This window comes from Tsukamurella hominis (assembly GCF_965137015.1).
GTDB lineage: Bacteria > Actinomycetota > Actinomycetes > Mycobacteriales > Mycobacteriaceae > Tsukamurella > Tsukamurella hominis.
This window is the reverse complement of the sequence record NZ_CBCRZG010000021.1, coordinates 1-18,505: the sequence shown is the minus strand read 5'-3', so window position 1 is coordinate 18,505 and position 18,505 is coordinate 1. Positions and strand designations below refer to the sequence as shown.

Genomic DNA, 18,505 nt, shown 5'->3' with positions numbered 1-18,505 from the left:
GGTCATGCGCCGCGCCCGCCTCATCCTGCTCGCGGGCTGCGCCCTCTACTCCGCGTGGATGATCGCGCCGCTGCTGGGCTCGCAGCTGAGCCCGCTGTACTCCTACGTCAGCGAGACCGGGTCCGTCGGGCAGCCGAACGCCCAGTTCTTCCGCGCGACGGACCTGCTCGCCGGCACCGCCTTCGTCGTCGCGGCGGCGCTGGCCCTCCGCGCCGCGCGGCCGATGCCGAAGCTCGCCCTCGTCGCGCTCGTGGGTCTGTTCGTCCTGGGCGCAGCGACCATGTGCGACGCCCTCATGCCACTCTCCTGCACCCCCACCGCCGACGCCGCCTGCGCCGCCCGCGAGGCCGCCGGCCAGGTGCCGCTCACGCACGTCGGGCACGCGGTCTCGTCGGGGATCGCGGGCTTCGGCGGGGTGGTCGCCGTGCTCGCATGGGGGCTGTGGCGGCGGAGTTCCGGGTTCGACGGTGCGCGGCTCCCCCTCGGCATGGGGATGGCGTACCTGCTGGCGACCGCGTGGACGCTGGCCGCGATGCTGGAACCCGCGCTCTACCTGGGGCTGGCCCAGCGCTCGCAGGTGCTCACGCTCACGCTGTGGCTGGCGCTTCTCGCGACGTCACCGCAGGCCCGGCGGCCTCGCGACCAGCAGCTTCGCGCTCGGCCGCCCGCAGAACCGCATCGAGCAGACCGGGATACGCCGCGTTCACCTCGTCGATCAGCAGCAGCTGCCGCGCCGTCGCGCCCAGATCGTCACGACGGGTCAGTCCCGCCTCGCGCAACACCTTGAAGTGGTGGCTGGCGGTGGCCTTGGTGACGCCGTCGTAGAGCTCGGCGCAGACGAGCGGGCGCCGCTCGCGATGCAGCCGCCGCACCATCTCGAGGCGCACCGGATCGGCCAGCGCGCTGAGCACGGTGTGCAGCGGGACGGTGGCGGTCGCGTCGGTCATCATTCTCGTTCCCTGAGATAACGGTTTGATCTTCGTCGAACCGGGTGTAGTGTTGCCAACGGTTCGACGATCGTCGAACCACCACCGTACACCCGGAGGTAGGGATGAGCCTGGCGCAGCAGGTCGCGGCACCGTCGACCCACGTCCACCCGCAGCGCTGGTCCTTCGCCCTCCTGCTCACGCTGCTCGCGCTGGCCCTCGGCGTCTCCGGGCTCCCGTCGCCGCTGTACCCGCTCTACCAGCAGCAATGGCACATGTCCGCGCTGTCGACCACCATCGTCTTCGCCGTCTACGCGATCGGTGCGCTGGGCGCGGCGCTGACCGTCGGGCCGATCTCCGACGCCATCGGCCGCAAGCCGGTGCTGCTCGCCGCGGTCGGGACGATCCTCGTGGGCCTGCTGCTGTTCCTGTTCGCCGGCGCCGAGTGGCAGCTGATCCTCGCGCGGTTCCTCCACGGCGCGGCCATCGGCTCGATCACCGTGGTCGCCGGGGCGGCCCTCCTCGACGTCCGGCCCACCGACGGTGCCCGCAACGGCATGCTGTCCGGCGTCGCGCTCAACGTGGGCATCGCGGTCACCGCACTGGGCGCCGCCGCCGTCGCGCAGTACGCGCCGCACCCGCTGCGCACGCCGTTCGTGACGATGGGCGTCGTGGTGCTCGCGATCCTGCTCGGCGTGATCGCGCTGATCGAGCCGCACGTCGGGCGCACCGGCGAGCGGGTCCGGCTCAGCCGCCCCGGCGTGCCCGGGGAGATCACCGCCGACTTCTGGTTCTCCGGCATCGGCATCATCACCGCGTGGTCGGTGCTCGGCGTCTTCCTCAGCCTCTACCCCGCGCTGGTCCAGCACGTGACCGGGCACGGCTCGGTGATCTTCACGGGCGGCCTCGTCGCGGTGATGGCCATCGCCTCCGCGATCTCGCAGTTCATCGGCGGGCGGTACCCGGCCCGGCCGACCGCCATCGTCGGCGACATCGGCCTCGCCGCCTCGCTGGCGCTCGCCGTGGTCGCGGTCCGCTACGGCCAGACGTGGCTCATCGTGGTCGACACGATCCTGCTCGGCGCCACCTTCGGCCTCGCCTTCGGCGGCTCGCTGCGGCACCTCGGCTCCGTCGCGCCCGCGCACGCCCGCGGCCAGGTGATGAGCGCCTACTACCTGCTCGGCTACCTCGCGATGGGCGTGCCGACCGTGATCGCCGGATACCTCGCCACGCAGTACACCACCGCCACGATCTTCCCCTGGTTCGCCGCCGCCGTAGCCCTGGCCTGCCTCGGCGCCGCCGCGATCGGCCTGCGCGGTCGACGGTCCGCCGTCGTCGCGTAGGCGCGGGTCCAGTCCGGCGAGCGAGGCCCCCAGTGGGTCGACGAGGTGATGGCACCGGCCTCGCCGCTCTCGGATTCTGTCCGTTTCGGACACGGTGTGACTGCCGGTCTCCGACGGGGGAAGTGGCGTCCCAGAGGGGAATCGGCTCCGCGCGGGGACATAAGTACCCCCACGGCCCGCCAAAGGGGGAATGGGCTCAGAGTGGGGGACACGGCGCCGCGCGGGGGACGACCGCTCCCCCACCCAACGCCGCGGCTTCCCGTGGGGGAAATGGCGCCGCGCGGGGGACGAATGAACCCCCACGGCTCGCCGTGGGGGAGACGACGCCGCGCGGGGGACGGCCGAGCCCCCATGAAAAGAACGGCTTCTCGTGGGGGACCGAGCGCCGCACGCTCCTCTCGGCGCGGCGCGGGGGACGAACACACCCCATTGCCCAACGGTCGCCGATGCAGGTGGCGGATGCCGAGCTGCCGCGCTCGCCTCCGCGGTGTCCGCGGTGTCCGCGGCGCGGTGTCCGCGGCGCGGTGTCCGCGGCGCGGTGTCCATATCGGACAGAATCCGAGAGTCGCGCGATTTCGCGGGCCGGGCTTGGCGGACGTGGTGACCGGGAAGGCCTCACCGCAGAACGCGACGACACATCATCCCCGCGGACGCGGCCACGCACCGCCCCCGCACCGAACCGCTCGCCGCCGCGGCGAAATCAGCTGCAGCGCCGCAGGATCAGCCTCCGGGGGTACCCGACGCGGGCGCGTCGGTGGACGGCACCGTCGACGGCGAGGGGGCCGCGGAGGTGGTCCCCGAAGCATCACCCTGCGCACCCGGCGGCAGCGCGCTGCCGGCGACCCAGGTGGCCCAGGGCACGGACCAGTCGCCGTTCTGCCACTGCTCGAGCGCGGGGCCGCCGGTGTTGCGGACCTCCACCACGTCACCCGGCTGCGACAGCCCGAAGAACCACTGCGCGTTCGCGGGGCTCAGGTTGAGGCAGCCGTGCGACTCGTTGCGGACGCCCTGCGCGCCGATGTTGTCGAGGGCGTGCAGGTAGATGCCGTCGTTGCTGATCCGGGTGGCCCAGCCGATGGTCTGCTTGTAACCGAGCCGCGAGTTGATCGGCAGCCCGTACGTGGACGAGTCCATGATCACGGGGTTCGCCTTGTCGAGCACCGTGTAGACGCCGCGCTGCGTCCAGAAGTGGAACGTCTGGCCGTTGATGACCTCGTTGCCGCCCTGGCCCATCGACGTGGGCATCGACCGCACCATCTGGCCGTTGACGAAGACCTGCACCTGCTTGGTGTTGTCGTCGGCGATGGAGACGTGCGACTCGCCGATCGAGAACGCGATCGCGATGTCCTTCTCGCCCCACAGCCCCGGACTGACCTCCTTGCCGAAGGCGTTGACCTCGATCGCGACCTTCGTGCCCGACGGGTAGTAGTCCTTCGGCCGCCACGCCACCGTCTTGTCGGTGGTCCACATCCACGCGCCCTCGACCGGCGGCGTGGTGGTGACCTTGAGCAGCTTCTGGGCCATGGCCCGGTCCTTGATCGCCTCGTCGAAGTGGACGACCGCGACCTGCCCGACGCCGTAGACGGCCCCGTCGTTGAGCGACATGCCGCCCGTGTTCTCGAAGTAGGGCAGCGTCTTGTTCGTCTCGTCGACGGTGACCGTGGAGAAGGTGGTGCGCTTCTCGCGCTGCTGGCCCAGCGTCTCGTACTTCGCGACCAGCGTGTACTGGGCGTTGTACTCGAGCGGCTTCGACGCCTTCCAGGTCAGCATGTCCGTCGAGAGCGCGCCCTCCACGGCGACACCCTTCGCGTCGGTCAACGTGACCGAGCCGAGGACGGCCTTGGCAATCGACACCGTGACCGGCGTGATGGGGCTGATGGCCTGGGCACCGTCGGCCGGGGTGACGGTGACCTCGGCCGGGTCGGGCGGCGGCGTGGACGGCCCCGCGCTCGTGCCGCCACCGGTCAGGTCGCCGATCGTGCAGCCGGCGGCCACCAGGGGCACCGCCGCAGCGGCGCCGACCAGGACCGCGCGCCGACCGACGCGCTCGTTGAACATGCTCACTCGTCGTTCCCCTCGCTGATTACATGCGAGTCTAACGATGAGTGCCGACATCGCCCTCCGGGTAGCGCTCCCGATGCATCGCCTCGGCCAGCGGGCGACGCTCGCGCCAGCCGAATCGCTCCAGGTCGGGCACCGTCTGCAGCGCGGTGACGGGGCCCACGCACAGCCACGCGACGACGTGGACGTGCTCGGGCACGTCGACAAGTTCGCGCAGGAAGGGCTCGCGATAGAAGGACACCCAGCCGACGCCGATGCCCTCCGCGGTGGCCGCGAGCCACAGGTTCTGGATGGCCAGCGCGACCGAGAGCCGGCCGGTCTCGTCGATCGTGTGCCGGCCGAGGATGTGCGTCCCGCCGCGGGTGGGGTCGTAGGTGACCACGACGCCGGTGCGGGACGACTCGATCCCCTCGATGACGATCGGGTTGAACGTGTCCTTGCGGTCCTCCGGCAGCGACCGGGCGAAGTCCTCGCGGCACTCGCCGACGTGTGCGGCGAAGCGCGCGAGCGTCTCGGGCTCCTGCACCACGACGAAGTCCCACGGCTGCGTGTTCCCGACGCTCGGCGCGCTGTGCGCCGCGCCGAGGATCCGCACGAGCCGCTCCTCGTCGATCCGCTCCCCGGAGAACTCGTTGCGCACGTCGCGCCGGCGCAGGATCGCCTCGAAGACGTCCATCAGGCCCCGTCCGCCCCGCCGGACGGGGCGGCACCGTCGGCCAGCGCGGCGAGGGCCCCGAGGCTCTCGCCCGTGAGGCGCTGCGTGGTCCACTCCTCCATCGGCAGGGCGCCGATGGAGCGGTAGAAGCCGATGGCGGGCGCGTTCCAGTCGAGGACGGTCCACTCGAGGCGGGCGTAGCCGTTGTCGCGGCACTCCTGCGCCAGGGCGGCCAGCAGCTGCTTGCCGTGGCCGCCGCCGCGCACCCCTGGCCTCACGTAGAGGTCCTCGAGCCAGATGCCGTGGGTGCCGGTCCAGGTGGAGAACGTGCGGAAGTAGACGGCCATCCCGACGACGGTCTCGGCACCGTCGGGCCCCGGCTCGGCGGCGATGCGCGCGAAGACGGCGGGCGCGGGCCCGAACAGCGCGGTGTGCAGCTGCTCGGCCGTGGCGACCGCGGACTCCGGCTCCTTCTCGTACGCGGCGAGCTCGGCGATCATCGCCAGGATCTCCGGCACGTCGGCCGGGGTCGCCGGACGGATCACTGCGCGCCGCCCGTCGCCGAGCCGCTCGGGCCGCTCGCGGCCGCGGCCTGCGCCGCGATCGCGGGCATGAGGCACTCGCGGACCACGCGGCCGGCGGTGTACGGATCGTCGAAGCTGATCAGGCCGTCGGGCGCGAGCAGCACCGAATGCCCGACGCGGGCGAAGATCTCCGCGATCGGCTTCGGGTCGAACTCCGGCAGCTCGCCGCTCGCCTGGAAGCCCGCGATGATGTTCGCGGCGAACTCGCGGCCGATCTCGATGACCATGCCGCCGCCCTGCGCGATCATCGGCAGGCCGACGACGACGTTGCCGTCGCCGATGCCGCGGATCAGGGGCCGGCGGTGCGCCTCGCGGAGGAACGCGACGAAGCCCTCGGTGAGCGCCTCCTCGACCGTGCTCAGGCCCTGGACCTGCTGTTCCACCGTCTTGAGCAGCTGCTCGGCCTCGTATCGGATGGCCTGCTGGACGAGGTTGTCCTTGCGGTTGAACCGGCGGTAGACGGTGGCCACGCCGATGCCCGCGAGGTTCGCGACGTTCTCCATCGTGGTCCGCGAAATGCCGACGCTGCCGATGCTCGACACCGCTGCAGACAGGATGCTCTGCGCGGTCTGATCGTTTCTGCCGGGACTCACAACGTCCGATTCTAGGCGTAGTGGGACACTGGAGGCATGAACGACGGCCCGAGCAAGCCCAACCCGCTGCAGTACATCCTGTACTCGTACGGTCGGAGCGTGCTGCCGCCGTCGATGCACGAGTGGGTGGCCAACGACCTCGCGGGGCCCCGCGCCGCGCTGCGGACCGTCGTGCGATTCGCGATCCCGTGTCTGCTGATCCTGATCCCGTTCTGGTTCATCGACACCTCCGTGCTGAACCGCGCGACGATGACCTTGCCGATCTTCATCCCGTTCGTCTACTTCTCCATCGCGCTGAACAAGATCTACCGGCGCGGGCGGCTGCGGCACCACGGCCTGGATCCCGAGCTCGTCGACGTGATCGCCCGCGAGAAGGAGGCGGACCTGCACGCCGCCTACATCGCCAAGCACGGCCCGCGCGACGAGTACCCGCGCCACAGCTGAGCCTCCCCGCGCGCTGATATGTGACGCACGTCCTACTATCGGTGACATGGCGCTCACCGAACTCGTCCAGAAGCTGGCCCTGAAGATCCCGACGCCGCTCGTCGCGGGCGGCGCGAAACTGCTCTTCGGCCTGCCCGTGTCCGTCAAGCAGCGGCTCGGCACCCCGCAGACCGTCGACGGCAACGAGCTGGACCTCGACTCCCAGATCACCCTGCTCATGCTCAAGGCGCAGGGCGTCAACGGGCTCGCCGGCGTCCGCGACGTCGAGCACTCCCGGGCGTCCACGCGGATGCTCAGCGCCATCGTCGGCGCGGGCACGGCCCCGTCGGTCGGCGTGCGCGGGCTCATGGTCGACGGTGCCGCCGGCCCCCTCCCCGCCCGCCTCTACACGCCCGCCGGGCTCGAGGCCGGCTCGCCGCTCGTCGTGTTCTTCCACGGCGGCGGCTTCGTGCTGGGCGACCTCGACAGTCACGACGCGCCCTGCCGGTACATCGCCGACCGGGCGCGGGTGCGGGTGCTGTCCATCGACTACCGGCTCGCACCGGAGACGATCTTCCCCGCGGCCGCCGACGACGCCGTCGCCGCCACGAGGTGGGCGCTCGAGCACGCCGATCAGCTGGGCGCCGATCCCGCGCGGGTCGCGGTCTCCGGCGACAGCGCGGGCGGCAACCTGGCCGGCGTCGCCGCGCGCGAACTGGCCCTGGGCGGCGGCGCGCAGCCCGCGTTCTCCCTGCTCTTCTACCCCGTGACCGGCGCCGATCCGGCGAACCGCAGCCGCGACACCTTCGCCGACGGCTACTTCCTCACCCAGGCCGACATTGAGTACTTCCGGCAGCTGTACACCCCGGAGCCCGGCCAGGACACCGACCCGAAGTTCGACCTGCGGCACGCCGACGGCCTCGCCGGCATCGGGCGCACGCACGTCGTGGTGGCCGGGTTCGATCCGCTGCGCGACGAGGGCGCCGCCTACGCCCAGCGGCTGCGGGACGCGGGCGTGGACGCCACGACGCAGCTCGCTCCCGGCGCCCTCCACGGCTTTCTCAACATGGTGGGCGTGAGCGCCGACGCGCGGGTCGACGTGGACGCCGCGCTCGACGTCCTGACGGGGGTTCTCGTCCGCAGTTAGCGACAACAACTGTTGGCACTTGCAGCTGCATGAGAACACGCATGTCACGAAAGGTGGCACCTGTACGCGTATACCCCGTATCGTGGGTTCTGCGGCCGCCATATGACGTCTCCCCCCACGTCGGTGGCTGCGTGATTGAGCCTTGATACCGGCTCCCCCTCCTCCCCCCATTCCGGGAGCCGGTATCAAGGCCTTTCACGTTTTCGGCCCAGGTGGTCCGGGGTGGATACTGGAACGGTGACGGATCTCGACCAGGCCCCCGCTCCGGCCGCCGCGCAGCCGGAGCAGGCACAACGCACCTTCCTCGACGTCGGCGGTATGACGTGCGCCGCGTGCGTCGGGCGGGTCGAGCGCAAGCTCAACAAGCTCGACGGAGTGCGCGCGGTGGTCAACCTGGCCACGCGGACGGCCACCGTCGAGCACGCGCCGTCGGTCACCGTCGAGCAGCTGACCGGCACCGTCGAAGCCGCGGGGTACACCGCGGCGCCCAAGTCCCCGAATCCGCGCCGCGCGATCCTCGCCGAGGAGCGCGAGCGGCGCGACGTGCTGCGCCGGCTGATCGTCTCGCTGGTCCTGTTCGTGCCGGCCGCGGACCTGTCGATCGTGCTCGCGACCATCCCGTCGACCCGCTTCAGCGGCTGGCAGTGGGTGCTGCTCGCGCTGAGCCTGCCCGTCGTGACGTGGGGCGCGTGGCCGCTGCACAAGCGTGCCTTCCTGGGCGCGCGGCACGGCGCGGCCACGATGGACACGCTGGTCTCGGTCGGCATCATCTCCGCCACCGCGTGGTCGGTGGTCACCGTGCTCACGCCGGGCCGCCAGCGGCCCGATCCGCACGGCTTCTGGAACGCGATCATCCAGTCCGACCCGATCTACCTCGAGGTCGCGATGGGCGTCACCGTCTTCGTGCTGGCGGGGCGGTACTTCGAGGCCTCCGCCCGCGCCAAGGCGGCGTCGGCGCTGCGGGAGCTCGCGACGCGCGGCGCCCGCGAGGTGTCGGTGCTGGTCCGCGACGGTTCCGAGCTGCGGATCCCCGTCGGGGAGCTGCGCGAGGAGCAGCTCTTCGTGGTGCGGCCGGGCGAGACCATCGCGACGGACGGCATCGTCGAATCCGGGTCGGCGTTCGTCGACAACTCGGCCATGACCGGCGAGTCCCGCCCCGTCCCCACGGGCCCGGGCGACAAGGTCGTCGGCGGCACCGTATGCCAGGACGGCCGCCTGACGGTGCGCGCGACCGCCGTCGGCGCGGACACCACCTTCGCCGCGATGCTCCGCCTCGTCGAGGACGCGCAGGCGACGAAGGCGCGGATGCAGCGCCTCGCCGACCGCGTCTCCGCCGTCTTCGTGCCCTGCGTCTTCGCCATCGCCGCGCTGACCTTCGTGGGCTGGCTTCTGGCCGACGGGGTCGACAGCGCCGTGAAGTCCGCGATCGCCGTCCTCGTGATCGCCTGCCCCTGCGCGCTCGGCCTCGCGACGCCCGTCGCGTTCATGGTCGCCTCCGGCCGGGGCGCGCAGCTCGGCGTGTACGTGCGCGGGCACCAGGCGCTGGAGGCCACCGAGACCATCGACACCGTCGTCTTCGACAAGACCGGCACGGTGACCACCGGCGTGCTCTCCGTGGCCGGCGTGAGCGTCGCGCCCGGGTTCACCGAGTCCGGCGTGCTACGTCTCGCGGGGGCAGTCGAGGCGGCGTCCGAGCACGCCGTCGCGCGGGCCGTCGTCGCGCGCGCCGGCGACGGCCTGCCCACCGTCGAGGACTTCCGGGCCGTCCCGGGCCTCGGCGCCACCGGGGTGGTCGACGGTGCCGTCGTGCGGGTCGGATCGCCGCGGTTCGTCGAGCCGGGTGTGCTGTCGGGGGCCGTCGAGGCCGCCGCCGAGGCCGGGCGCACCGTCGCCGTCATCGAGGTCGACGGTGCCGTCGCCGCCGTGCTCGAGGTCGCCGACACCATCAAGCCCGACGCGGCGGACGCCGTCGCGCGGCTGCACGGGGCCGGGATCCGGACCGTGCTCCTGACCGGCGACAACGCCGCCGCGGCCGCGAAGGTCGCCGCGCTCGTCGGCATCGACGACGTGCGCGCCGACGTGCTGCCCGACGGGAAGGTCGCGGCGGTCCGCGAGCTGCAGGCCTCGGGGCGGCGGGTCGCGATGGTGGGCGACGGCGTGAACGACGGACCCGCCCTGGCCGCTGCCGATCTCGGCCTCGCTATGGGCACCGGCACCGACGTGGCCCAGAGCGCCGCCGACGTGGTGCTCATGCGCGAGGAGCTGTCCGCGGTCCCCGACGCGCTGGGCCTCGCCCGCGCGACCCTGAAGACCATCAAGACGAACCTGATCTGGGCGTTCGGCTACAACGTCGCCGCGATTCCCGTCGCCGTGGCCGGCCTGCTGAACCCACTCATCGGCGCCGCCGCGATGGCGTTCAGCTCCTTCTTCGTCGTGTGGAACAGCCTGCGCCTGCGCAAGTTCGGCGCGCGGTAGACGAGACCCGAGCTCCTCCCGGCTTCCCCGGATTCTTGTTGCGAAAGCAACGGTGCCGGCGCGCGACTCGAGCGCTTACTCGGCTCACCGCGCGGTCGGAAGCGTCGCGAACGACGCAACGACATCGGAGCGCGAAACACCTGCAGACTGGAACGGGGACGAGGCACCCGGTGTGGCGTCGTACGTCGGCCACACCAGGCCACCCACCCGAGCAGGACTCCTCGCGATCAAACTCACGACAGCCGCGTAGCGGGCTTGCCATTCAGACGCTGGCGCTCCCGCATCGGTGCCGAACTCGCCCAGGACCAGCTCTTTTCCCGCCCCCCAGGGAGTTTGCGAAAGCGCAACTGGATCGTCCGGGTCCGGGGTGTAGTAGCAGTGGATGCTCAGAAAATCACTCAGAGAATCTGTGGCAACGCAGCCGCTGCGCCAGCTGTATTTGGATCGGATGGCGCGGGAATGAGTGATCGGCTTGTGAGACGCCGACCGAGTGATCTCACCCAGCGTCCGGATCGTCTCCAACCACGGTTCCGGCTGGCTGTACGACAGCGGGGTCGTCGTCTGACTCTGGTCGCTGGCCTCGTTGGTCACGTCGACCCCGACCACGCGCGGGTAGTTACTGAGCAAACCCGCCCATGCACGGTAGATCTGCTCCGCACTGGCACGAGTGGTCAAACGTCCCCAATGCGACAGATCTCCACCACACGGCAGCGCGTAAAGATTCTTGGCAGTCACGTAGTCGAGCACCTGCTTCCACCGCCTCAGGTATTCGTCGAGGCTGATGGCTCCAGAAGTCACAACGTTCGTGTTGCCGAAAATGCGAACAGCATTTGTACCGATCGATGCCGCGTCGTCGATCATCGGCTTGATCCAACCGTTGAAGTCCCACCGGCGCCAGAATTCGGTCCACACCAACTCTGGAGCAACGCCGTCGTAGAAGTAGGGATTCATGTTCACCCCGCGCAGGCGCACCGTCGACGGTAGCGCAACGCCTGCCGGGGTCACGTAAAAGGCGAACTCACCACCGTGACGGCTATCCCCAGGAGATGCGCTGATCCGGGGAAGTCGTCAGCAGCGTTGGCCGCTTCCCGGGTGATCATGACTCGCGCCGCAGCCACATCGGGGCTCATCGAATACTCGGCCAACCGCGTACTGACGACGGCCTTCTTCGTAGCCGGCACAGGCGCATTGATTGCGAGCCATTGTCCGTTCGACGACTGATCGTGCGGGACAGTGGGCTCGGCTCTGAGAAGACCAGCGGTCCAGCGCACTGACCCTGCACCTTGTTCATCGGCGACCCAGATGATCTCAACCGATACCGACGAGGCGTTCCCAGGTATTCCGACGGTGCCGAGAACATTCGATTCAGTTGCGGGACCGAAGGACTGAACCTTCCAATCTCCCAGCTGTTGAACCGCGCCCTCGAAGGAACTCGCCGGAAGGAACGTCCGCGCTCCAACACCGCTCGGCTCGGCGCGGGCGGTGCCACTCGTGCGCAGGCCCAGCCAGTCGGCTGTCGTGGCACCCGCCAGGCCGACTCCCGCGAGCGCGGAACCACGCAGTAGACGCCGTCTGCCGAGAACCCGGCCCGAACCGGTTTGCGTTGTTTCATCAGTTCGAATGCGCGACACCATCGATTACCCTCTCAGCCACAGCTGATGTGACATTGCAACAGTTGTTATAGCACTGCGGCTACGGAGAACGCGATCAACGCGCCGCCGTCGAACTGCTGCGGTAACGCCTCGAATTCCATCCCTGGCGGCCCCGGGGCCGAGTGACGTCGATGTCGACGGCGGGGCGCACGTCGCAGGTGCGGCTTCCAGCCACCACACCCAAAGCTCGGGCCGAGCCCTGTGTAACCCAACATCACAGCGGGTTCGCGTCGCACAAGAAGCGTGGATTCAACTCAATCCGCATAGTTGGCGCCCCTGAATGCTCATGGGCGATTCTGCTTGCAGACACGTAGTTCCCGAGGAACCGCTTGCGCCGAGTCGGGAGTCGATGCCGCGTCGAACGAGCCCCGCAATGCCCGGGAGCGCGCTTGTCGTCCGGCCACACTCTGCGCCACCACGTAGTCGGAGCCTGCCACGAGGGATCAGCGCCATCTCGGCCATCGCCGCCGTCCTCTATACTTTTGCAATGCCACAACGTCTCACCGCTGTCGATGCAGCGCGCGGTCTCGCGGTGTTCAGCATGGTCACCGGCCACTTCGCTGAAGGCAGCATCCTCTCGTGGCCGACCCACATGATCCCCTACTTCGACGGTGCATCCGCGTTCGTCCTGCTGTCGGGACTGATCCTCGGTGTGGTGCACCGGCGCTGGGTGGACCGTGACAACGGCTTCTCGACCTCCCGCGAACGCCTCGTCCGCAGGATCGCGGTCATCTACCTCTGCCAGGTCTTCCTGTGCGCGGTCGCCGCCCTCATCTCCTTCGCCCTACCCCCGGCACGGCAGCTGGGGCTCTCGCCGATCGGGGAGACGAACAACCCGATCGTCCACGTGATCACCATGCGCTACCTGCCCGCGGGCGGCGAGATCCTGGTTCTCTACTTCGTGCTGATGTGCGGCGCGCTGGTCCTGATCCCGCTCCTGCACCGGAACTGGTGGGCGCCGATCGTCGCCGTCTCCGCCGGCCTCTACGTCTGGGCGATCCTGGCGCCGCCGTCGTGGTTCCTGCTGCCCAACGACAGCCCGGCGGGCGCCACGGCGAACTGGGCGGCGTGGCAGGCGCTGTTCGTTCCCGCCCTCGTGGTCGGGTGGAAGTGGCAGGACTGGAAGGTGGACGCGCACATCAAGCGGCCCCGCGTCCTCGTGACGCTCCTGATCGGTACGGCCGCGGTGTACGTCGCCGGCCGCGCCGTGACCCGGCTCGCCGCGGACGACGTCCTCGGCGCGAAGATCGACTTCGGTCCGGCCCGGATCGTGGCGGCGTGGGTCGTGTTGCCGGCGGTGCTCGCCGTCCTGACGGTGCTGCTGCAGTACGGGTGGTTCGAGCGCGTTGCGCATCCGTTCGTGATGGTCGGGACGCGCTCCCTCGATTCCTACGTGCTGCAGGCCGTACTCCTCATCACGATCCCGATCGTCCTGATCCAGCCCTGGGGACCGGCGCGCGCCACGCTCCTGACCCTCGCCGTGTTCGCGGCGTGCTGGGCGTGGGCGGAGTTCCGGAAGTGGTCCGGGTGGTCGAAGCTGCACCAGCGACCGGCCCGCTTGCGGAAGCGGACACCCGCTACCCCTGCGCCGCTCGCGGGCACCGGCAGCAACTAGCCCGTCCTGGCGACGCGGTCCCTGAACCGCTCGCGCCGCGAACGGGTCACAACAGCTCGGGCTCGGAGTCCTCGTCGCGGTTGCGCCAGGCCCAGTGCAGCACCAGACCGAGGGTGACCAGGGCGATCGCGGCCTCGTCGGTGGCCCACGCGACGACGCCGCCGACGAACTGATCGCGGTGCAGGTCCGTCATCCACTCGAAGTCGAGGTAGAGGTACAGGCGCGAGCCGACGAGCCCGTCCATCGTCATGACGATGAGCGCGAAGACCATGGTGATCGGCATCATCGCCAGCAGCATGCCGATACGCCCGATGAAGGGCAGCTCGCCCGGCACCGGGTCGATCTGGAAGACGCGCCAGTAGAACAGGAACCCGGTGAACAGCAGCGCCGCGTAGATCGCCAGGTGGCCCCAGTGATACCGGCCGATGCTGTCGAAGAGCGGCGTGAAGTACAACCCGTAGAGCACCGCCGCGAACAGCCCGAGCTGCACGACGGGCCGCGTCAGCACGGCGAAGGAACGCGACTCGAGGACCGTCGAGAGCCAGCGCGCGGGCGCCCCGATCAGGGTGTCCCGCATCAGCGTGATCGGCGCGCCGAGCAGCAGGAACACCGGCACGATCGACGTCATCAGCATGTGCACCACCATGTGCACGCTGAACATCGCGTTGGAGTAGGTGCGCAGCCCGGAGCTGGTCAGCGTGAGCAGGAAGGCGCAGCCCAGGACGAAGAACACGGTCCGATACCAGGGCCAGCTCGTGGTGCGCCGGACCAGGAGGAGGTAGCCGACGGCGAGGGCGATTGCGAACGGCGCGAGGTTCAGGTCGGGACGCCAGTTCCCGAGGAAGGCCATCGCGCTGGGCGGGTCCGGCAGGTTGTAGCCGAGGAAGTTCTCCCCCACCGTCGGCCGGTCGCGCAGGAAGGGCGGGGGCGTGAGCTCGGACGCCGCGATCGCGGTGCCGAAGGCGGCCGTCAGCAGGGCGGCCGCGGCGGGCAGCGCGCGCAGCCAGTGGGCCGCACCCGCCGCGAGCAGGAGTGCCCCGGTGGCCAGCAGCAGCAGGCCGTACCAGGTGACCCACAGGTCTGAACCGGGCGCCATGACCAGGGCGATCACGAGCCCGTTGAGCAGCGCGACCCCGGCGTACGCAGGGCCGATCCAGCGGCGCTCGGGCCGGGCCGGCAGGCGCACCGCGGTCCACAGGCCACCGAGCCACAGGGCTGCGACCACCCCGAGGGTGGTGAGCGCGGCGGTGGTGTAGTCGTGGTTCCAGTTCTGCGCCTCGTTCGCGGTGACGATCGTGGCGAGCAGGCCCACGACGGCGGGCAGCAGGATCCACAGGTGCGCCATCCACGACATCGCGGTGCGCAGCGCGGCGTACACGATGACGGCGCAGACCAGCGAGACGATCCAGCCTTTGGCGGTGTCCGACGCGGAGATCAGGATGCCGAGCCCGCCGACGCGGTAGGTGTCGACGAGGTTCTGGGCGGCGCTCTCCGCGGCCGCCAGGAAGATCATCGGGAGCGAGACGACCGCCCAGGCGACGGCGTACCGTCGGGCCTGCAGCTGCGTGAGGTACCCGCGCAGCCCCAGCTCACCGGTGTCGAGGGCCTTAGTCCGGAAGACGGCGTAGGCCACCGCGCCGAAGGTCAGGGCGGCGGCGACGGTGCCGATCACGCGGCCGACGGCCGCCCCGTACGCGGTGAGGGCGCCCGGGTAGGCGTTGCCGTTGACGAGGTAGCGCAGCTCGCCCTCGCTCGCGACCAGCCAGATCACGACCGCGACGGCGGCGAGGGAGCCGACGGCGAGCGCCGCGATGCCACCCGCGCGCAGTGCGCCCGGGGATCCTTCGGTCATCGCAGCGGCGTCGGTCTCCTGCGCCACCGTGGTCAAGTTACTTCGCGTCCTTGATCTTCTTCACGGACTTGTCGAGGAAGCCGTTGAACTCGCCGCGATCCGGGTCGCCGCCGAGCTTGGTGCCCTGCACCGCGACGGTGTAGCCGCGCAGCGAGGCCACGCCGACGAGGACCTTCTGGTGGATCGGGAAGGAATCGGCGCCCTTGGTGCGAGTGCCGTCGAGCGCGATCTCGAAGGTGGCCTTCTGCTTGTCCGAGGAGACCTCCTTGGTGATGGCGCGCACCTTGATGGTGCCGCCCCGCGGATCGTTGGTCTCGATGGTCACGTCGGAGCACAGCTTCAGCAGGCCGACCTTGACGGTGTCGACGTCGACGTCCTTGGCGACCAGCGTCTCGCTCAGGCTCTTGCGGTCCTGGTCGTGCACGCCGGCGACGGTGTCGCCGTCGCCCTGGCCGCCCTTGGCGGCGGCGAGGATGTTCTTGCACTCCGGCGGGGTGACCTTCGCGGAGCTCGCGAGGGTCAGCGGGTCGGCGCCCAGCTCGTTGGCCAGCCGCTGCTGCGGCGACGGCACGACGATGTAGCCGCTCGGGAAGTCGCTGGAGTTGAGCAGCAGCTCCGCCGACGGCGCGGTGGGCTTGGTGGTGGTGTCGGGGTCGGCGACGGCGACACCACCGGTCAGGCCGGCGACCAGCGCGGTCGCGGCGGTGAGGGTGGCGGCACGACGCAGGCCCGCTCGCTTGAGGTCAGTGTTCGCGTTCATCGAATCCTCTATCCGTTCTCGTCGGCCCGGCGTTACCGCGCGGCGCGGCCGCGCAGCGCCATCCAGCCGAGGGCGGCCGCGGCCACCACGATCTCCGCCGCGGCGAAGACGATCATCAGGGTCATCCAGGGCTGCATCGCGCTCATCGAGTGGCCCATCGCGCCCATGTCCATGCCGGGCATCGAGTGGTCCATGCCGGCCATGCCGGAGTCCATCGCCGACATGAGCACCGGGTGCAGCGCGATCATGATCGCGCCCATCGCCGCGGTCCGGAGCCAGGCGCTCACCGTCGGGTTGCGGAACAGGCAGACGGAGCAGTGCGCGCAGCCGATCAGCATCGCGGCGACGATGAGCGACACGACCCAGCTGTTGTCGCCGAGCATCGGCAGGTGCACCAGCGACGTGGCGAGGGCGACGGCCGCGCCGACCCACCCCCAGATCCGGATGGTGCGCGACGTGTCCGTGGTCTCCGCGTGCTTATGCATCACGCGGGCCATCCTACCTGGCATTTCGCGGTGAGCAGAATCCCCGATCGGCCTGTGCGTGCGGCTGCCTCGGGCAACCCCCGTCGCTTGACCGACTCCCCACCTCGTGGTCGACTGGGCCCAGGTAATCGGCGTTACGAAACCAGCGCTTCAGCAAAACCGACCGATCGGAACGGGTCCGTCATGAACGCGAAGCACCTGGGCGCGATGGCCGCCGCCCTCCTCACCGCAGCCACCCTCACGGCGTGCGGGTCGAGCGACGACCAGCAGGACAGCTCCGTCGCCTTCTCCCAAGTCACCGGCGACGACTTCACCTCGAACCCGGGGGCCTTCCAGACCGACGGCGTGCCCGTCCCCGAGAAGGGAGTCACCGTGGTCGGCGATCCCGTCGCCGCGCAGGCGGTCGCGAATGCCGGGCTGGAACAGGGCACCATCACCGCCAGCTCCGAGGACGGGGCCACGGTGTACTACCCGAAGGCGCCGCCGGTGCCGGGGCTGCCCGTCGCGGAGCAGGAGGTCGCGCCGCCGCCCCCGCAGCTCACCCGGCCCGTCAACACCCGCCCGTGGAACTACACGCCGCACCAGATCACCGTGTACCGGCAGATCTGCGAGACCGGCCGGTGGAACGGCTGGGTCGCGGGCGCAGAGGTGCAGTCGCAGACCTGTTGGACCGTGTACGGCCGCCAGCTCGGCGTGCGCCCGTGGTACCCCGGCCAGCCGAAGCCCTGGGAGCGCCCGACCTGGCCCAAGCCCTGGTACGAGCCCACCTTCCGCGCCGACGTCCCCGTCATGTGGGTCTACCCGCGCNACTGGACCCGCCCGCGNCCGCAGCCGATCATCTCCGTGTCCATCGGACTGAACGTGCCGCAGAACCCGCACGCCCGCCCCAACCCGCGCTTCCGCGACGACCCCTACCTCCCGGTGTGGGCCGTCACGCCCGGCCGGCCCGTCGCCGCCCGGGACCAAGCACGGGTCGTCCCGCCCTGGCTGGCCTACGACGTCACGCCGACGGTCCGCTACACGCCGCCGCCCGTCTACCCGGGAACGGTCCTCGCCGCCATGCCCACGTCGGGCCGCGCCGAGGTCATCACCGCGCTCCCCGGCGGGGACGGCGAGTGGAACCCGAACCGGGACAAGACGGTGCTCGCCCCCTCCGCCCGGGCCATCGCGGGCGCGAGCGTCTACAACGGCACGCGCGCCGACGTGGTGCGCGCGCTGGGTGAGGACGTCGACGTGACGGTCGCGACGAGCCGCACCCGCCCGTCGACGACCACCACCACGACCACCACTCGGACCTCGAGCGGCAAGAGCGCGGACGCCACCTCGACCGCCCGGACGACGGATCCCGAGGAGACCGGGGCCGCGACGACGACGCGGACCACCGACCGCACGACCACCACGACCACCGAGAAGTCGTCCACGACCACCGAGAAGTCGTCCACGGCCACGAGTCGCACGACCACCTCGTCGGCGGAGCCGACCACCACGAAGCCGGCGACCACCACGACGACGGCACCGTCGGCGACGAGGACCACGACGACCGCGCCGAAGACGACAACGACCGAGGTGCCCGTCACCACCACTCAGGCGGAGAAGCCTGCGACCACCACGACCGCGCCCGCGACGCGGACGACGACGAAGCCGGCCACGACGACCACCACCACCACGACTCCGGCGCGCTGACCGCACCCGGCATCTTTTCGAGATAGTGTTGCAGTCTCGAAAACTTGTCGGTGGGTCCGCGTAGCGTGAGTTCATGGACGAAGACGGTGCTGTAGCAGAGGATCGGCCGCCCGATGGTGGCGTGGCGGAGCGGTTGCGTTCGATGGAGCGGCAGCGGTGCCGGACGGTGTTCGAGCAGTATCGGTTGGCCGCGGAGCTGCTGCGCGAGCGCGTGTGCGAGCGGGTGGCGGCGGGGTTGCCGCAGGACCGCT

Annotated in this window: 15 protein-coding genes and 2 pseudogenes; 7 read left to right on the top strand and 10 right to left on the bottom strand. The window is 70.5% G+C overall.

Annotated elements, in window-relative coordinates:
* Positions 1 to 4: 4 nt before the first annotated feature.
* Positions 5 to 787 (top strand): DUF998 domain-containing protein, encoded by a 783-nt coding sequence (locus ACM9LD_RS20460; protein ID WP_415678386.1) that lies wholly within the window; start codon positions 5 to 7, stop codon positions 785 to 787.
* 28 nt (positions 788 to 815) lie between these two features.
* Here the strand turns inward: ACM9LD_RS20460 and ACM9LD_RS20455 are convergent.
* A pseudogene (locus ACM9LD_RS20455) lies at positions 816 to 875 on the bottom strand (ArsR family transcriptional regulator); the annotation flags it as partial.
* A 176-nt stretch (positions 876 to 1,051) separates the two neighbouring features.
* Here ACM9LD_RS20455 and ACM9LD_RS20450 point away from each other — a divergent pair.
* Positions 1,052 to 2,269 carry an MFS transporter gene (locus ACM9LD_RS20450; protein WP_415678385.1) on the top strand — a complete coding sequence of 406 codons (1,218 nt, stop codon included), beginning with the start codon at positions 1,052 to 1,054 and terminating at the stop codon, positions 2,267 to 2,269.
* 720 nt (positions 2,270 to 2,989) lie between these two features.
* On the opposite strand, the gene ACM9LD_RS20445 is transcribed toward ACM9LD_RS20450, so the two are convergent.
* The 4 genes from ACM9LD_RS20445 to ACM9LD_RS20430 are packed head-to-tail and all read right to left on the bottom strand — an operon-like array spanning position 2,990 to position 6,162.
* Complete coding sequence (locus ACM9LD_RS20445) at positions 2,990 to 4,327, bottom strand: L,D-transpeptidase (RefSeq protein WP_415678384.1); 1,338 nt, start codon at positions 4,325 to 4,327, stop codon at positions 2,990 to 2,992.
* 37 nt (positions 4,328 to 4,364) lie between these two features.
* Positions 4,365 to 5,006, bottom strand: a complete 642-nt coding sequence (gene bluB / locus ACM9LD_RS20440; protein WP_415678383.1) for a 5,6-dimethylbenzimidazole synthase — start codon at positions 5,004 to 5,006, stop codon at positions 4,365 to 4,367.
* Complete coding sequence (locus ACM9LD_RS20435) at positions 5,006 to 5,530, bottom strand: GNAT family N-acetyltransferase (RefSeq protein ID WP_415678382.1); 525 nt, start codon at positions 5,528 to 5,530, stop codon at positions 5,006 to 5,008. Before ACM9LD_RS20435 ends, bluB begins: the two co-directional genes overlap by 1 nt.
* Positions 5,527 to 6,162: a TetR/AcrR family transcriptional regulator gene (locus ACM9LD_RS20430; protein WP_415678381.1), complete on the bottom strand. Its 636-nt coding sequence runs from the start codon at positions 6,160 to 6,162 to the stop codon at positions 5,527 to 5,529. Before ACM9LD_RS20430 ends, ACM9LD_RS20435 begins: the two co-directional genes overlap by 4 nt.
* A gap of 36 nt (positions 6,163 to 6,198) precedes the next feature.
* On the opposite strand from ACM9LD_RS20430, the gene ACM9LD_RS20425 reads away from it, so the two are divergent.
* From ACM9LD_RS20425 to ACM9LD_RS20415, 3 genes are all read left to right on the top strand, one after another.
* A complete protein-coding gene (locus tag ACM9LD_RS20425) occupies positions 6,199 to 6,606 on the top strand; it encodes a DUF5313 domain-containing protein (protein ID WP_415678380.1) in 408 nt (135 codons plus the stop codon).
* Positions 6,607 to 6,652: 46 nt separating this feature from the next.
* Positions 6,653 to 7,732, top strand: a complete 1,080-nt coding sequence (locus ACM9LD_RS20420) for an alpha/beta hydrolase fold domain-containing protein (protein WP_415678379.1) — start codon at positions 6,653 to 6,655, stop codon at positions 7,730 to 7,732.
* Between the two features lie 237 nt (positions 7,733 to 7,969).
* Positions 7,970 to 10,207, top strand: coding sequence for a heavy metal translocating P-type ATPase (locus ACM9LD_RS20415; protein ID WP_415678378.1), 2,238 nt, complete (start codon positions 7,970 to 7,972; stop codon positions 10,205 to 10,207).
* Between the two features lie 84 nt (positions 10,208 to 10,291).
* Here ACM9LD_RS20415 and ACM9LD_RS20410 read toward each other — a convergent pair whose 3' ends face one another.
* Both ACM9LD_RS20410 and ACM9LD_RS20405 read right to left on the bottom strand, forming a co-directional pair.
* On the bottom strand, positions 10,292 to 11,158 hold the full coding sequence (locus ACM9LD_RS20410; protein ID WP_415678377.1) for a glycoside hydrolase family 5 protein: 867 nt from the start codon (positions 11,156 to 11,158) through the stop codon (positions 10,292 to 10,294).
* Positions 11,159 to 11,208: 50 nt separating this feature from the next.
* The gene (locus tag ACM9LD_RS20405) at positions 11,209 to 11,841 is read right to left on the bottom strand and encodes a hypothetical protein (protein WP_415678376.1); all 633 of its coding nucleotides are present in this window, start codon (positions 11,839 to 11,841) and stop codon (positions 11,209 to 11,211) included.
* 505 nt (positions 11,842 to 12,346) lie between these two features.
* On the opposite strand from ACM9LD_RS20405, the gene opgC reads away from it, so the two are divergent.
* Positions 12,347 to 13,474 (top strand): OpgC domain-containing protein, encoded by a 1,128-nt coding sequence (gene opgC, locus ACM9LD_RS20400; protein ID WP_415678375.1) that lies wholly within the window; start codon positions 12,347 to 12,349, stop codon positions 13,472 to 13,474.
* A 46-nt stretch (positions 13,475 to 13,520) separates the two neighbouring features.
* Here opgC and ACM9LD_RS20395 read toward each other — a convergent pair whose 3' ends face one another.
* Genes ACM9LD_RS20395 through ACM9LD_RS20385 form a run of 3 tightly spaced genes read right to left on the bottom strand, consistent with a single transcriptional unit; the run spans position 13,521 to position 16,574 of the window.
* Positions 13,521 to 15,353, bottom strand: coding sequence for a cytochrome c oxidase assembly protein (locus ACM9LD_RS20395; protein ID WP_415678374.1), 1,833 nt, complete (start codon positions 15,351 to 15,353; stop codon positions 13,521 to 13,523).
* A gap of 10 nt (positions 15,354 to 15,363) precedes the next feature.
* Complete coding sequence (locus ACM9LD_RS20390) at positions 15,364 to 16,086, bottom strand: hypothetical protein (protein ID WP_415678373.1); 723 nt, start codon at positions 16,084 to 16,086, stop codon at positions 15,364 to 15,366.
* Between the two features lie 32 nt (positions 16,087 to 16,118).
* The gene (locus ACM9LD_RS20385; protein WP_415678372.1) at positions 16,119 to 16,574 is read right to left on the bottom strand and encodes a hypothetical protein; all 456 of its coding nucleotides are present in this window, start codon (positions 16,572 to 16,574) and stop codon (positions 16,119 to 16,121) included.
* An 822-nt stretch (positions 16,575 to 17,396) separates the two neighbouring features.
* Here ACM9LD_RS20385 and ACM9LD_RS20380 point away from each other — a divergent pair.
* A pseudogene (locus ACM9LD_RS20380) lies at positions 17,397 to 18,254 on the top strand (hypothetical protein); the annotation flags it as partial.
* Positions 18,255 to 18,505: the final 251 nt, after the last annotated feature.

Coding starts and splice junctions, on each gene's coding strand:
- ACM9LD_RS20460 (WP_415678386.1), top strand. CDS start 5: ATGCGCCGCGCCCGCCTCATCCTGCTCGCGGGCTGCGCCCTCTACTCC.
- ACM9LD_RS20450 (WP_415678385.1), top strand. CDS start 1,052: ATGAGCCTGGCGCAGCAGGTCGCGGCACCGTCGACCCACGTCCACCCG.
- ACM9LD_RS20445 (WP_415678384.1), bottom strand. CDS start 4,327: ATGTTCAACGAGCGCGTCGGTCGGCGCGCGGTCCTGGTCGGCGCCGCT.
- bluB (WP_415678383.1), bottom strand. CDS start 5,006: ATGGACGTCTTCGAGGCGATCCTGCGCCGGCGCGACGTGCGCAACGAG.
- ACM9LD_RS20425 (WP_415678380.1), top strand. CDS start 6,199: ATGAACGACGGCCCGAGCAAGCCCAACCCGCTGCAGTACATCCTGTAC.
- ACM9LD_RS20420 (WP_415678379.1), top strand. CDS start 6,653: ATGGCGCTCACCGAACTCGTCCAGAAGCTGGCCCTGAAGATCCCGACG.
- ACM9LD_RS20410 (WP_415678377.1), bottom strand. CDS start 11,158: ATGAATCCCTACTTCTACGACGGCGTTGCTCCAGAGTTGGTGTGGACC.
- ACM9LD_RS20405 (WP_415678376.1), bottom strand. CDS start 11,841: ATGGTGTCGCGCATTCGAACTGATGAAACAACGCAAACCGGTTCGGGC.
- opgC (WP_415678375.1), top strand. CDS start 12,347: ATGCCACAACGTCTCACCGCTGTCGATGCAGCGCGCGGTCTCGCGGTG.
- ACM9LD_RS20390 (WP_415678373.1), bottom strand. CDS start 16,086: ATGAACGCGAACACTGACCTCAAGCGAGCGGGCCTGCGTCGTGCCGCC.